This is a genomic window from Clostridium magnum DSM 2767 (assembly GCF_001623875.1).
GTDB lineage: Bacteria > Bacillota > Clostridia > Clostridiales > Clostridiaceae > Clostridium_AM > Clostridium_AM magnum.
In genome coordinates this window covers 71913-86480 of sequence record NZ_LWAE01000001.1, presented here as the reverse complement: position 1 = coordinate 86480, position 14568 = coordinate 71913, and the positions used below count along the sequence as shown (strand labels likewise).

At 30.7% G+C, this 14568-nt stretch carries 15 protein-coding genes; 3 read left to right on the top strand and 12 right to left on the bottom strand.

Annotated elements, in window-relative coordinates; all coding sequences use genetic code 11:
- Positions 1–79 precede the first annotated feature (79 nt).
- Complete coding sequence (locus CLMAG_RS00510; RefSeq protein ID WP_066616441.1) at positions 80–1126, top strand: YkvI family membrane protein; 1047 nt, start codon at positions 80–82, stop codon at positions 1124–1126.
- Positions 1127–1261: 135 nt separating this feature from the next.
- Positions 1262–2161: a radical SAM protein gene (locus CLMAG_RS00505; protein WP_139264268.1), complete on the top strand. Its 900-nt coding sequence runs from the start codon at positions 1262–1264 to the stop codon at positions 2159–2161.
- A gap of 59 nt (positions 2162–2220) precedes the next feature.
- Here CLMAG_RS00505 and CLMAG_RS00500 read toward each other — a convergent pair whose 3' ends face one another.
- The 5 genes from CLMAG_RS00500 to murI form a co-directional block, all read right to left on the bottom strand.
- Positions 2221–2889 carry a helix-turn-helix transcriptional regulator gene (locus tag CLMAG_RS00500; RefSeq protein ID WP_066616433.1) on the bottom strand — a complete coding sequence of 223 codons (669 nt, stop codon included), beginning with the start codon at positions 2887–2889 and terminating at the stop codon, positions 2221–2223.
- Between the two features lie 15 nt (positions 2890–2904).
- Positions 2905–3273: a DUF3783 domain-containing protein gene (locus CLMAG_RS00495; protein WP_066616431.1), complete on the bottom strand. Its 369-nt coding sequence runs from the start codon at positions 3271–3273 to the stop codon at positions 2905–2907.
- 14 nt (positions 3274–3287) lie between these two features.
- A complete protein-coding gene (locus CLMAG_RS00490; RefSeq protein WP_066616429.1) occupies positions 3288–3803 on the bottom strand; it encodes a peptidylprolyl isomerase in 516 nt (171 codons plus the stop codon).
- A 151-nt stretch (positions 3804–3954) separates the two neighbouring features.
- Complete coding sequence (locus CLMAG_RS00485) at positions 3955–4617, bottom strand: hypothetical protein (protein ID WP_066616427.1); 663 nt, start codon at positions 4615–4617, stop codon at positions 3955–3957.
- Positions 4618–4808: 191 nt separating this feature from the next.
- Positions 4809–5591, bottom strand: a complete 783-nt coding sequence (gene murI, locus CLMAG_RS00480; RefSeq protein ID WP_066616424.1) for a glutamate racemase — start codon at positions 5589–5591, stop codon at positions 4809–4811.
- A gap of 355 nt (positions 5592–5946) precedes the next feature.
- Here murI and CLMAG_RS00475 point away from each other — a divergent pair, with 355 nt between their 5' ends.
- A complete protein-coding gene (locus CLMAG_RS00475; RefSeq protein ID WP_066616421.1) occupies positions 5947–7845 on the top strand; it encodes a glutamine synthetase in 1899 nt (632 codons plus the stop codon).
- 48 nt (positions 7846–7893) lie between these two features.
- Here CLMAG_RS00475 and CLMAG_RS00470 read toward each other — a convergent pair whose 3' ends face one another.
- From CLMAG_RS00470 to CLMAG_RS00440, 7 genes are all read right to left on the bottom strand, one after another.
- Positions 7894–8892, bottom strand: coding sequence for a LacI family DNA-binding transcriptional regulator (locus CLMAG_RS00470; RefSeq protein WP_066616418.1), 999 nt, complete (start codon positions 8890–8892; stop codon positions 7894–7896).
- A gap of 105 nt (positions 8893–8997) precedes the next feature.
- Positions 8998–9918: a ribose ABC transporter substrate-binding protein RbsB gene (rbsB, locus tag CLMAG_RS00465; protein ID WP_066616415.1), complete on the bottom strand. Its 921-nt coding sequence runs from the start codon at positions 9916–9918 to the stop codon at positions 8998–9000.
- A gap of 59 nt (positions 9919–9977) precedes the next feature.
- Positions 9978–10907: an ABC transporter permease subunit gene (locus CLMAG_RS00460; RefSeq protein WP_066616412.1), complete on the bottom strand. Its 930-nt coding sequence runs from the start codon at positions 10905–10907 to the stop codon at positions 9978–9980.
- A gap of 38 nt (positions 10908–10945) precedes the next feature.
- On the bottom strand, positions 10946–12445 hold the full coding sequence (locus CLMAG_RS00455; protein ID WP_066616409.1) for a sugar ABC transporter ATP-binding protein: 1500 nt from the start codon (positions 12443–12445) through the stop codon (positions 10946–10948).
- 23 nt (positions 12446–12468) lie between these two features.
- The gene (gene rbsD / locus CLMAG_RS00450) at positions 12469–12864 is read right to left on the bottom strand and encodes a D-ribose pyranase (RefSeq protein WP_066616406.1); all 396 of its coding nucleotides are present in this window, start codon (positions 12862–12864) and stop codon (positions 12469–12471) included.
- A gap of 4 nt (positions 12865–12868) precedes the next feature.
- A complete protein-coding gene (gene rbsK, locus CLMAG_RS00445; RefSeq protein ID WP_066616403.1) occupies positions 12869–13804 on the bottom strand; it encodes a ribokinase in 936 nt (311 codons plus the stop codon).
- 195 nt (positions 13805–13999) lie between these two features.
- Positions 14000–14548: a 2'-5' RNA ligase family protein gene (locus CLMAG_RS00440; RefSeq protein ID WP_066616401.1), complete on the bottom strand. Its 549-nt coding sequence runs from the start codon at positions 14546–14548 to the stop codon at positions 14000–14002.
- Positions 14549–14568 lie beyond the last annotated feature (20 nt).

Sequence of the window (14568 nt, the reverse complement as noted above, 5' to 3'; positions counted from 1 at the left end):
TTTTAACTTTCCACTTATATATTTATACAAAGATGATATATTCTTTTAAATTTCAACTAATTGTAAGGAGGGAATATCTTTGAAAAATAATTTGATTTTGATTTTTCAAATAAGTGCTGTATTTATCGGAACAGTAGTAGGCGCAGGTCTTGCATCCGGACAAGAAATAACTCAATTTTTTACTACATACGGATATAGAAGCTTTATAGGTTTATTCATATGCTGCTTTATTTACATAGCAATGGGTGCTATAGTTATAGATATTAGCATAAAACATAAACTAAACTCCTATGATGGTCTTATTTCTCTAGTGAGCACAGGTTTTATAGGAAAGATTACCAACTTACTAACTACTACTTTTTTGATTGGTAGTTCTGCAACAATTTTAGCTGGAAGTGGGGCGCTGATTCATGAATACTTTGGTATATCTAAATGGTTTGGAATTGTTGTTATGATACTAATATCTCTCGTTATCCTTTTTAGAGATACGAAGGGGCTAATTGAAATAAATTCTTTAATTGTTCCTTCATTATTTATTGTTGTAATTACTATATTTATTCTATATTTATGTTTTTATAAAAATATAAATATGTCTTACCTGAAAACTATTCCTCATTATAAAAATAATTGGCTTTTTTCTTCGCTTATATATGGCGGATTTAATATGCTATGTTGTTGTGGAGTTCTTGTACCATTATCACTAGAGGTTAAGAATAAAAAAAATCTTCTTTTAGGAGTCTCTATAGGCGCTATTGGTCTTACTATACTATCTTTTATTATAAACCTACTATTATTGGTAAATGTACCTTATATTTTTAAATACCAAATTCCACTCCTATATATAGCTAATAGATTTGGTAATACAATTCAAATTTTACTTTTATCTATAATTTGGCTTGAAATGTTCTCCACTGAAGTTTCTAATATATATAGCGTTGGTAAGAACTTTGAAGAATTATTTAATATTTCATATAAAAAATCCATTGTCTTAATTATTCTCATAGCAATACCTATATCACAAATTGGATTTGTAAAACTTATAACATTTCTATATCCTGCATTTGCAGTAGTAAGTTTCGTATTCATGATTCAATGCTTGATTTTCTACTTTAGAAAAAAGTCATGATATAAGTGTTAAAATTTAAAACTCCACTTACTGTTTTAATAGACTGATTACAGTACTTGCCTATGGAAACTATACAACATCACACATATAGTTGTATAATTATTTATCAGAAAAACATAAAATAGAGGTGTTATTATGCTAAACATGCTTAAAAGCTGCAATCTATGTCCTAGAAATTGTGCTGTAAATAGGCTAGATGGTATTATAGGATTTTGTAAATCGGGAAAAAATGTTAAAGTTGCACGAGTATCACTTCATCATTGGGAGGAGCCATGCATATCTGGTACCGATGGTTCTGGTACAATATTCTTTTCAAATTGTAACCTACAATGCTCCTTTTGCCAAAATCATCAGATAAGCAATGAGGGCGTTGGTAAAGAAATATCTATTGAAAGATTAAGTGAAATATTTTTGGAGCAACAACAAAGAGGGGCTCACAATATAAATTTAGTAACTCCTACTCATTATGTTCCTCAAATAATTGAAGCCCTAAAAATAGCTAAATCTAAGGGCCTAAACCTACCAATTATATATAATACAAATAGCTATGAAAATATAGAAACTATAAGAGCATTAAAGGGGTATGTCGATGTATATCTTCCAGATCTTAAATATTTTAATGATAAATACTCACGAAAATACTCAAGTTCCCCTAACTACTTTACTCATGCTACAAAAGCCATCGAGGAAATGTTTTCTCAGGTTGGTGATGTAAAAATTAATTCTAAAGGTTTAATCGATCAGGGTGTTATTGTACGTCATCTTATGCTTCCTGGCCTCCTATTCGACTCAAAAAAAGTCATAGATTATATATATAATACCTTTAGTGACTCTGTTTATATAAGTATTATGAATCAATATACTCCTATGCCCAAATTTAATAAACACCTTGAAATAAACAAACCTTTAAACCCTAAACACTATGATTCCTTAATAGACTATTGTATAACATTAGGTATTAAAAATGCTTTTATACAAGAAGATGAAACTTGTTCAGAAAGTTTTATACCAAACTTTGATTTAAGAGGTGTATAGTAATACCAGCAGAAAATTATCTGAAAAACAAAATTTTCTGCTGGTATTATAATTAAAACTTAAAGCTTTATTTCAATTCTATCAAGTTTTGCCAATACTTTTATTTCCTTTGAATCTACAGTTTCTGTCCTAATGCTTCCCCTGTTGCTTATAAGTAAAAGCTTATTGTTATCCAATTTTCTTATTTGCCTTACTGCTCTTCCATTATTGTATTCTATAAGACATATTGTATTATTCTCAATTTCATGAGTAACATGAGCAAAACCTAAATCTCCATGTCCTATTCTAAAGCCTATCATATCATCATCTTCTATTTGTAAGTATAAAACCTTATCTTGAGCATACCCCTCTACCTTATTATTGATTAAAGGTAGCTGTTTCCATAATATTGCTTTGTTTAAGTCATATCGGTAAACTGGAACATTCTTCAATACAGATCCAAAGGCTTCACTCCATACATCTTTTACACTTTCTTTTTTAGGTTCTGCTGAGAACTTTTGAGTTTTTTCTTCTCTATATACCTCTTCTTCAAAAGACATTGTAATATCATTTATATCTTTTCCTAAAACTTTTGATAATCTATCAATCAAGCTTTGATTTGCAATTTTTCTACCTGTCTCTACTTCATTAATAAATCTTTCAGCTACGCCTAATTTCTTGGCTAACTGTTTTTGACTCATGCCTAGGCCAGTTCTTGTATTTTTTATGTTTTCTCCAACACGACTCATACTTTTCCCCCACTTTTATCTACTGTGATTTCTATACCATTCTCTTTCTTCTATTAAGTGTTCTAACAAATGTTCAAAAGTCCAATCGATAGAGGTTTCCGTAACTATAGCAAAGATAGGTGCAGGTTGTATAACTGATTTTATTAGATTAATTGTTTTCTTTAATTCCTCATCTTCAAAATTATTAAATAAAATCACCTTTTCTTTTGGAATATGAGAATTAATAACCTCCAATTTTAATCCATTAAGTATATCTTTTATTTTCATTTTTCCCATGCTTTGTTCTACAACTTTGCAATTATAATTTAATATTTCAGAAATATTATTCTTTTCTTCATCATTTAAACTATAGCTCAAAATAGCTTTATTATTCTGCAATAGCATATTCCTCTCTTCCTTTAGATCTTTTCAGGTTCTGGATATTCCTTTCCGAAGGTATCCACTGTAACTTCTTCCATAACCTGTTCTTCATAAGGTCTATCTCTAAAGTCTCTTTTAACACTTACTATTTGTTTAGCTATATCCATTCCTTCAATAACTTTTCCAAAAGCAGCATATTGTCTATCTAAATGAGGAGCATCTTCTACCATTATGAAGAATTGACTTCCAGCAGAGTCTGGATGCATAGCTCTTGCCATAGATAAAACACCTTCTGTATGCTTTAAGTCATTTTTGAAACCATTAATATCAAATTCTCCTTTTATTGAATACCCTGGACCACCAGTTCCAGCACCTTCAGGACATCCTCCCTGAATCATGAAACCTGGAATTATTCTGTGAAAAATCAGATTGTTGTAGAAACCTTTTTTTACTAAGCTTATAAAATTATTTACTGTGTTTGGAGCAATTTCTGGGTATAGTTCAGCTTTCATTACTCCACCATTTTTCATCTTAATTGTAACTATTGGATTCATACTTTTCATTCTCCCTTCAATAAATCATAAAAATATTTACTTTCTATATTGAATTATATCATATTTTATATTGTTTACTATTTTTTATATAATAATGCTTTTATATCCACTGGTCAATGCAATCAATAAATTAATTATAATTATTATAGTTTTACTTAATATAAATAAACGGATTACATCCAAACCCATTAGCAAAAACTATAATCAAATTGTATACAACATTTTGGATACTAACTATAGTTATATCATCAGTTTTCATGTATATGATAAGCAATATTACAACTAAAAATCCTTGTGCCATAATAAATAAGGTACTATGAATACTGGGCATAATGATAAAATTATTCCAAAAAAATAAGTTAATAAATACTATATGTATAAATACAGCTATAAATCCACTTAACTTAATCCTAGCTCCTGCAAGCTCAAATATATTAATCCAAACTAACTGCTGAAAACACCCATTTAGTAATGCAAATATTAGTGAGTTTAGAATTTCTCCCTTATATAAAGTGCTATTTTGATTACAATCACTTATATAGAAACAAACACTAAGCAAAGTAAGTAATGCAACTGCAACAGTTTCTCTTTTTATGTATTTAATTTTAGGCCTACAGTAGGGTAGTCTTTTGTCTATCAGGTATCTTAATAATAATCCACAAATGAACCAATATATAACTGCTGCAATTAATGGCAACCTAACAATATCCATTATTCCTCTTATAGTAAATGGGAAGGATAAGCACATAAACCACCCCATATACTGTTTAATATTTAGATTTTGTTTTATAGGATTATCTTCTCTATTATCCATTCAATTTCACCCTGCTTATCAGTTAACTTATTTGTATTCAGATAATTATAAAAATAGTTTATATAAAAGTTATAATTATTATCCCAACAATAAGTTATATGCCAAAAATTATTGTTGTAAAATTAACAAAACTGACAAATACATGTCAGCCTCGTTAATTAAATTGCAATAAAAATTCAATTTCCATTTTATTATTCTTCTAGATTAAGCAGTTTATAACTTAACTTTATAATTTCATCACTATTTAAAGAATTATTTATTTCTATACTTCCACCTTTGATCTTTTTATTTATGATATTATACTCATTCAACTGTCTCTTTAACTGTTTTACAGTTCCCCTACTCCCATCTATAATAGGTACTTTCTCTGTTAATACTTGAGACAGCGCTTTTCTTATAAATGGATAATGGGTACATCCAAGAACTACAGCTGCTATGCCTTCATCCAGAAAAGGATTCATTTTTTCTCTTAAGTATTTATCTAATTGATCTCCTTCTATTACTCCTGTTTCTATAAGTTCCACAAGACCAGGGCATGGTAGTGGTTCTATTTGAGCTTCACTCTTATAGTTATTCATAAGATTGCTAAATTTACTTTCTGATAAAGTCATCGGTGTTGCCATTATAATTATTTTCCCTTTTCTTTTATATTCCACCGCTGGCTTCAAAGCCGGTTCTATACCTATAATAGGCATAATCCTACTGTATTTTTCCCTTAGATCTATTATGGCTGCACTAGTAGCTGTATTACAGGCTACAACTAGTGCTTTAACATTTTTTTCTATCAAAAAATCCACAGCATTAAATGTTAAAGCTTTAACCTCATTTATATCTTTTATGCCATAAGGTGCATTTTTTGAATCACCAAAATAGATAAAATTTTCACCAGGAAGAAGCCTAACTGCTTCTTTTAAGACACTAAGACCTCCTACTCCCGAATCAAAAAAGCCAATAGGTCTATCTTCTACATTCACTTTACCACCTCATTATGTTTGTTAACATATGTATATATCTTATATTATATAACATACTATTTCTATAAACTAGAAAAAATATATATTATAAACATGCTTATTTAATAAATATATTCACTAAATAACCTAATACTGCAATATTTTTAATAAATTCATTCACTTTTACTATTGACATATTTACATATTAATTATAAAATCATGATTATAAAATGTAAAAAAATTAAAAAAAACACGTGATTAATATTAAATTAATAAAATTAGAATAATAAAACTACACCATTAATATTAATTTGATAAAACCACGTAATCAAATATGAGTTAATATATTATTTATTATTTTGGGGAGGTAACTTTCATGAACAAAGATCTAATCTATGTTATTTCAAAAGAAAATCACTCAGTAGAAGACTTAAAAAGTATTTTAACTGCTCATTCAGAAATAAAATTTGTATCCCTTGTTGGTATAGATTTATCTGGAAATGATACAGATGAAAAAATCCCTATGAAAATCTTCTTAGAAGATATTGGCGGATTCTTAAAGGGAGCAATCCAAACAGACGGATCATCAGTTGTTCTTCCTGGAATAGCATCATTAAATAATGCTAAGGTTGATATGATAGCTGATACAGAAGTTAACTGGTTCGTAGACTATAACTTTGAACTTATGGATGAAGAAACAAATAAGCCAGTAGGAACATTAAGAATTCCTTGCTTCTTAATACACGAGGGCAAAGCTGTTGATTCTAGACACATTTTAAAAGCTGCAACTGCTTATGTTAAAGACTCATTACTTGATTCATACAAGAAGAATCCTGAATTATTAGCATCATATGGTGCTAAATTTGAGGATGTAGCTGATGTAATAGCTACAGCTGCTACTGAGCTTGAGTTCTGGGTAAAAACTCCAGATGAAACTGCTGAAATTCAAGAACTTTCAACATCTCAAGTTCTTCAAGAGCAATATTGGACTAGAACTAAAGGTGCTGTAAGATCAGCTCTTGAAGAAACATTATTATTAATGGAAGCATATGGCTTAGAGCCAGAAATGGGACATAAAGAAGTTGGTGGAATAAAGGCTCACTTAAGCGAAACTGGTGACCTTACTCACGTTATGGAACAACTTGAAATAGACTGGAAATATGCTGATGCTGTTCAAGCTGCAGATAATGAACTTTTCGTTAGAACACTAGTAAAAGAAACTTTCAGAAGATACGGACTTGATGTTACATTCTTAGCTAAACCAATCCACGGAGTAGCTGGAAGCGGAGAACACACTCACTTAAGTATTGCTTTAAAATTAAACAACGGAAAAAGATTTAACCTATATGCTTCAACTGACAACAGCTTCTTAAGTATATATGGATACGGATCATTAATGGGTATATTAAAGAACTATGAAGTTATAAACCCAATCGTATCTGCTACTAACGATTCATTAAGAAGATTAAAACCTGGATTTGAAGCTCCAGTATGTATAGTTACATCTTTAGGACATTCAGTTGAAGTTCCTTCAAGAAATAGAACTATATTACTAGGTGTTATTAGAGACTTACAAAATCCTCTAGGAACTAGATTTGAGCTTAGAGCTCCAAATCCATTCACAAACACCTATTTAGCATTAGCAGCATTATTTACTACTTCAATGGATGGCATAAACTATGCTATAGGTAACAAAAAAACAGAAGCTGATTTACTTGCTGAGCTTTCAAAGGCTGCTGGTGAAGAAACTGCATATCTTGAAAAAGATAGAGCTTACAGAAGTGAAGAAGATGTATTTGAAGATTACACTGATGAAGAAAGATCAAGATTATTTGGTAAAGCACCTGCTACAGTTTATGAAAATATAATAGCATTTGATAAATATCCAGAAAAACTTGATGTATTAAAATGTGGTGATGTATTTTCAGAGAAAATACTTAACAGTTTCCGTACTGGTGTAGAAAGAAGATGGTTAACTGAAATCAGTTCAAGAATAATCTCTAACTATGCTGATGAAATCAGAAGCTGTAAGAAACTTCACTGCGCTGAGCGAGCTCTTGATCTTGATGTAGCTAACTGGCAGAAAGTTCATGCTTTAAGACAATATTTATTAAAAGATACTTACTCAACTAAGAGCTTATTTACAAGAGTAAAGGATGCTATAAGCGCTGGAGATTATGCAACTGTATCGGAACTTCAAGTTCAAATGGATGCTAAGATAATTGAGCTTAGAGATTTATATACTTCATACAAAAACAACTTATTAGACGTTTAATCATTTTAAAAAGCCCCGCATATCTTTATGCGGGGTCTTAATTTATTCTTAAGCAGTTCCTCTTATTATAAGTTCTGTTTCAAAATAAATTTCTTTATCCTTAATATCTACTTCATTTATTATATTTATAAGCAGCTTACAAGCCTCTTTTCCCATCTTATATATAGGCTGCCCTATTGTAGTTAGCTCTGGTTCAAAAATTCCGCATATATCTATGTTGTCAAAGCCCATTATTCTTATATCCTCTGGAATCCTAAAACCCTTTCTTAATAAAACCTTCATTCCACCTAAAGCCATCATGTCATTACTATAAAATATGGCCTCAACCTTATCTAGTTTGCTTAATATTGCCTCAGTAGCCTTAATTCCTCCTTCTATATTAAAGTTGCCTTTAAATATTAGATTTTCATCATATATGCCATATTTATTCATTGCATACTTGTATCCTTTTAATCTTTCATTGGAGACTGTAATATTTTCATGGCCTTTCACAAAAACAATTTTTTCATTTCCTTTTTTATACAAATAATCAATTCCTTTTATAACACCCTCTTCATTTAACAAATACACCCCATGTTCATCCTTATAGTTATCAATATATCTATCCACAAGCACAAAAGGTATGTTATTACTTTTCAAAATTTTCACACTGCTACTACTTTCTCCTCCTGCTATAAAGATAACCCCATCTACAATTTTACTTATAAGTAGCTTTATATAATCTACTTCCTTATCAATTTCATTATCTGTATTGCAAAGTATTACATTATACTCTAATGAATTAGCAGCATCCTCAATAGCTCTTGCAATGGACGAGAAAAATGGGTTTGTGATATCGGGCAATATTATCCCTATCGTCCCTGTCTTTTTAGTACTTAGCCCTCTAGCTAATGAGTTTGGAATATAATTTAACTCTTCGGCTAATTTTAGTATTTTTTTCTTAGTTTCCTCGCTTATGCTCTGATCTCTCTTATTCAGTACCATCGAAACCGTAGCCTTTGAAACTCCCGCTTTTTTTGCAATATCAAGCATTGTTACCTTCTTCATCGTTACCCCTCATCGAATTTAATTCTGTAATTTTCTTCAAATTTTCTATACCCTCATACTTAAAATTATATTTTATAAAATCCAGGGTGTTAACCCTGGATTTTACTATTTCTTTATAAGTTTTAAATCTACTGGAATTTGTTTTTCTACAGTTTCACCTTTTACAACCTTTACTGCATTTTCAACAGCTAAGCTTCCCATTAAATCTGGTTGTTGAGCAACTGTAGCTGTCATTTCTCCGCTTTCAACTGCCTTTTTAGCGTCATCAGTACCATCAAAACCTACAATTATAACATTCTTACCACTTAATGCTTTAACTGCTCCTAATGCCATTTCATCATTGTGAGCAAATACAGCATCAAATTGTGGTGTAGACTGCATTATGTTTTGCATTACATTTAATCCCTTTTGTCTATCAAAGTCTGCTGCCTGGCTTGCAACCACCTTTACGTTAGCCTTACCATCAACACCTTCATGGAATCCCTTACCTCTATCTCTTGTAGCTGACGCTCCTGGTAATCCTTGAAGCTCAACTATATTAGCCTTACCACCTAACTTTTCAAGTATAAACTCTGCTGCTAACTTTCCACCTTTAACATTGTCTGAGGCTATATGAGTAACAACAGTACCTTGATTTGCTTGTCTGTCTACAGTTAAAACTGGAATTTTTTTATCATTTGCTGCTTTTATTGAATTTCCAACGGCATCACTATCTGTCGGATTTATAATTAATGCTGAAACACCTTGTTGTATAAGGTCATCTACATTTGCTCTTTCTTTGCTTGCATCATTTTGTGAATCAATAACTACTAAATCATAGCCAAGTTCTTTTGCCTTTTTAGTTGCTCCATCTTTCATTGTAACGAAAAATGGATTATTTAGAGTTGATACTACCATACCTATTTTTTTGTTTCCACTAGTACCTTGAGTCCCCTGTTGAGTTTTAGTTCCACATCCTGTAAGACCCGCAATTGCAAGCACTCCTGTTATTGCAAGTGATACCATCTTTAAACCAATTCTTTTCATGATTAAATTCCTCCCTTAGTTTCAATTGTAATTTTTATATATAAATTTTTTATATATAATTATTTATTTTTCTTATCAAGCATAACAGCTAATAATATAACTAATCCCTTTACTATTAATTGATAAAATGGTGATACATTCATTAAGTTTAGTCCATTATTTAATACGCCTATTATCATTGCACCTATTATTGTACCAATAACAGACCCTTCTCCACCTGAAAGACTAGTACCTCCAAGTACAACTGCAGCAATAGCATCTAGTTCAAAACCGCTTCCTGCATTAGGAGATGCAGATCCTATTCTACTTGTTACCACAACAGCACTTAGTGCAGCTGTTACACCACATAAAACATAAACTAAAGATTTAATTTTATCTGTATTAATACCTGATAATCTTGCTGAATCTTCATTTCCACCGACAGCATATACATATCTACCATATCTAGTTTGACTTAATACATACCATGCTACTAAAACCACGAGGATTATTATTATAACAGGTACAGGTATTCCTGCTAAGGTTCCATTACCAATTACAGTAAAGCTTGATCCAAGCCCAGATATCGGAGTTCCATTAGTATAAACATAAGTTACTCCTCTAAATACTGTCATAGTAGCTAATGTTACTATAAAAGCCTGGATTTTTCCCTTCGAAACTATTATTCCATTAATAAAACCGATTAAACCACCAATTATTAAAACTACAACTAATATTATAAAAATATTAAAATTTTTCTGTGCTAAAGTTGCTGCCACAGCACCTGCTATTGCAAGGGTTGACCCAACAGATAAGTCTATTCCACCGGTTAATATTACAAAACACATACCTACCGCAATTATTGCATTAACTGAAACCTGAGTAAATACATTGAGCATGTTGGTAATAGTGAGAAATCTAGGAGCAACACAGGATATAGCTAAACAAAGTATTATTAGTCCAATCAAAGATTTATACTTAAAAAGTAAACTTTTAACATCTTTTCCCATTTTACCTTCTCCTTCGTATTTTTATATTAATGAATAAATTAAATACCAATAGCATACTTCATTATATTTTCTTGAGTTAATTCGTTTCTATTTAATTGACCTGTAATTTTTCCTTCATGCATTACCATTACTCTATCACTTACACCAATTATTTCCGCCATGTCAGAAGAAATCATTATAACAGCCTTTCCAGCACTCTTTAACTCATTTAATACTTCATATATTTCTTTTTTTGCACCTACATCTATTCCCTTTGTAGGTTCGTCGATTATTAAAACCTTAGGAGAAAGCATAAGCCATTTTGCCAAAATTACTTTTTGTTGATTACCTCCACTAAGATTTTTTATTAATTGTTCTTGAGTGGGAGTCTTTATTGAAAGCTTTTGTATATACTCTTTAACTTCTGATTTTTCTGATCTTTTATTTATCTTCATTAAATTATTTTCATAAGTTTTCAAGTTAGAAAGGGTCATATTTTCTCTTACAGACATATTTAAAATCAACCCTTCTTTTTTTCTATCTTCTGAAAGATAACAAATTCCATATTCTATTGCATCCTTAGGTGATTTTATCCTTACCTTTTTACCATCTACATAAATTTCGCCAGAGTTCATCTTATAGTCACCAAAAATGGTTTTTGCAAGTTCTGTTCTTCCTGCACCCATAAGACCAGCAACACCCAAAATCTCTCCTGCCTTAACTTCGAAGCTAGCATTTTTCACTTTATCCCTTAATGATACATTCTCAACTTTCAATAAAGTTTCTGTTTTATCAAATTCTTTATAAGGAAATTGTTCTTCAAGCTTTCTACCAACCATCATAGTTATTAGGTCATCTTTAGTGACTTTTTTAGTTTCAACATCTCCAACGTATTTACCATCTCTTAAAACCGTTATTGAATCACAAATTTCAAAAATTTCGTCCATTCTGTGAGATATATATATGATAGCCATTCCTTTTTCTTTTAATTTTCGTATTACCTCAAATAATTTTTTTGTTTCTACATCTGTAAGTGCAGTCGTAGGTTCATCCATAATAATAATACTTGAATTTTTAGTTAATGCTTTTGCAATCTCAATCATCTGCATTTCGCCTACATTTATATCTTTTACTAAAGTATCTGGCTCTATATTACACCCAATTTGCTCCAAGAAGCTTTTACTTCTTTCACTCATCAAAGCTTTATTTATTCTTCTAGTTCCCTTACTGAATTTCTCATTTCCTAAAAATATATTTTCAGATACGGTCAAATTAGGAAGTACACTAAGTTCTTGATGTATAATTGTTATACCTAAGCTTTCAGCATGTTTAATTCCCTGAATCTCTACTTCATCTCCATCTATAATAACTTTACCTAAATCTTTTTTATAAACACCACTTAGTATTTTCATAAGCGTTGATTTTCCTGCTCCATTTTCTCCAAGTAATGCTAACACTTCTCCTCTATGCACCTTCAGGTTTACATTTTGAAGTGCCTTTACACCTGGAAAAGATTTTGATATGTCAACCATTTGTAATAGAGGCTTATTATTTTCCATATCTTTTCCTCCTAGAAATATTTTTAAAAAACAACACCTGATTTTAATATTATATTTGCATATGGAGTTTGTTCTCCCGTTCTTATCACGGCTTTACAGTCCTTCAATTTTTGTTTCAATTCCTCATGAGTAATTACTGTTATCTTAACATCTCCAATAGCTTTCTTTATCTCTTCATATAAATTTGGACTAACCTCCATAGTTTCCTTAGCTATCTCTACTCCTTCAATTTGGAGCTCCATCAAAACAACTCTTAATGTATCTATAAAGGTAGGTATATTTTTTATAAGCGCTATATCTATTCTTTTAGTCTCATCAGGAATAGGAAGACCACAATCTCCTATGGCCAAAGCATCTGTATGTCCCATTCTAGATACAACTTCAGAAATATTTGAATTTAATAATGCTGACTTTTTCATAATGTTACTCCTCCTTATATGCTTTTAATACCTCGTCTAAGTATGGAAGTGATGGCTGTGCACCTTGTTTCTGCACTACAATTGATGAAACCTTATTAGCAAATTTAATAGCTTCTTCTATATTTTCAAAGCACACTTCCTTCTTATTTTGTAGTTTAGTAGCTAATGCTCCTATAAAACTATCACCAGCTGCAGTTGTATCTACAGCTTTTACTTTATACGCTGGCACAATTGTAATCTTTTCCTTGTCAGCTAAAGCTGCACCTCTCTCTCCCAAAGTTATTATTACAAACTTTGCTCCCTTTTCAATGAGTTTATCTGCAGCTTCTCTTATTTTATCAGTGTCATCCACCTTAATATCCGTAAGTTCGAACACCTCAGTTTCATTTGGTGCTATAATATCTGTTAATTTCAATAATTCTTCTGGAATATTCCTTGCTGGCGCTGGATTCAAAATAGTAATTACGCCATTTTCCTTAGCAATCTTAAAAGCTTTTATTGTAGCTTCTATTGATGTCTCAAACTGTGCTATTAAAAGCTTAGAATCCTTTATAACATCTTTTGATTCCTCTATTGAGGTATTATCAATTTTCATGTTAGCTCCTGGAACTACCACAATTGAGTTTCTGCCGTCATCATCCACAGTGATAATTGCCATACCCGTAGGATCATTATTACTAACCTTTATGTGACTAACATCTATTTTATCTTCTTTAAAAGCCTTCACTATTTCGAAACCGTTATCATCAGCACCAACCATTCCTATAAAAGAAACATTTGCACCTAATCTTTTAGCAGCTACTGCTTGATTAGCACCTTTTCCTCCGGAAACCTTTTTAAAATTTTTTGATAAGATAGTTTCTCCTGGCTTTACTAATCTATTAACTCTTAAAACTAGATCCATATTTATACTTCCTAAAATACAAACATTTTTTTGCATTTTTAATCACCTCTTTTTAAGTTAACCGGTTTAGTTAACCGATTAAGTAAATTGTATATTATTATTTCCTATATGTCAATTAGTTTTTGTAAACTTTTTCATAGCTATTCATAAAAGTTTTTTTAAAAAAAGAAATTCCCACACACCTCCTTAGTATGTAGGAATTTCTTATATTTAAGTTACTTAATTGTATTGTTAAAAGTCTTTAAGTAAAAAACTTTTTACTACCATTTCCTTTTTATTATTTATTGGTTTCCAGAGTTCTATCCTATCTATTTTCGCCATCTTGTGTATGTCTTCTTTTTTAGTACTTTGACAAGCAGCAACGTACTCTTTTGAACTCCACTCCCTTATAGCATGATTAGTATTTGCTAAGGCTACGTGTAAGTCCCAATTATCAATATTGTCTCTTACATCAAATCCATGTAACTTTAAAGTATCATTTAACTGTCTAGCTAGTCTAATAATATATCCCTTATTCTCAATTTTTAAATTTACTGATTTATAAGGCGGATCAAAACAAATAGCTCCATTAATTTCCACTTTAAACTTTTTATATGGTTTTATCATATCAGAAATTATTTTATTTAGCTTTTCTATATCTGGATCTCCTATAATTTCTAAAGTTATGTGTAACACAGGCATATTTTTATATATCTTGTACTTTTTACATATATTCCTCTGTATTTCCTCAATATAGGAATAAGAATTTTTGTCAAATAAAGCAACTAAATAATATTTCATACTTTTCCAGTCCCCCAAAA

Excerpts from the sequence above, each read along its gene's own strand:
- CLMAG_RS00500 (WP_066616433.1), bottom strand. The coding sequence starts at position 2,889 with ATGAGTCGTGTTGGAGAAAACATAAAAAATACAAGAACTGGCCTAGGC.
- rbsK (WP_066616403.1), bottom strand. The coding sequence starts at position 13,804 with ATGCAAAAAAATGTTTGTATTTTAGGAAGTATAAATATGGATCTAGTT.
- CLMAG_RS00475 (WP_066616421.1), top strand. The coding sequence starts at position 5,947 with ATGAACAAAGATCTAATCTATGTTATTTCAAAAGAAAATCACTCAGTA.
- CLMAG_RS00440 (WP_066616401.1), bottom strand. The coding sequence starts at position 14,548 with ATGAAATATTATTTAGTTGCTTTATTTGACAAAAATTCTTATTCCTAT.
- CLMAG_RS00495 (WP_066616431.1), bottom strand. The coding sequence starts at position 3,273 with ATGCTATTGCAGAATAATAAAGCTATTTTGAGCTATAGTTTAAATGAT.
- rbsD (WP_066616406.1), bottom strand. The coding sequence starts at position 12,864 with ATGAAAAAGTCAGCATTATTAAATTCAAATATTTCTGAAGTTGTATCT.
- CLMAG_RS00485 (WP_066616427.1), bottom strand. The coding sequence starts at position 4,617 with ATGGATAATAGAGAAGATAATCCTATAAAACAAAATCTAAATATTAAA.
- CLMAG_RS00470 (WP_066616418.1), bottom strand. The coding sequence starts at position 8,892 with ATGAAGAAGGTAACAATGCTTGATATTGCAAAAAAAGCGGGAGTTTCA.
- rbsB (WP_066616415.1), bottom strand. The coding sequence starts at position 9,918 with ATGAAAAGAATTGGTTTAAAGATGGTATCACTTGCAATAACAGGAGTG.
- CLMAG_RS00505 (WP_139264268.1), top strand. The coding sequence starts at position 1,262 with ATGCTAAACATGCTTAAAAGCTGCAATCTATGTCCTAGAAATTGTGCT.
- CLMAG_RS00490 (WP_066616429.1), bottom strand. The coding sequence starts at position 3,803 with ATGAATCCAATAGTTACAATTAAGATGAAAAATGGTGGAGTAATGAAA.
- CLMAG_RS00460 (WP_066616412.1), bottom strand. The coding sequence starts at position 10,907 with ATGGGAAAAGATGTTAAAAGTTTACTTTTTAAGTATAAATCTTTGATT.
- CLMAG_RS00455 (WP_066616409.1), bottom strand. The coding sequence starts at position 12,445 with ATGGAAAATAATAAGCCTCTATTACAAATGGTTGACATATCAAAATCT.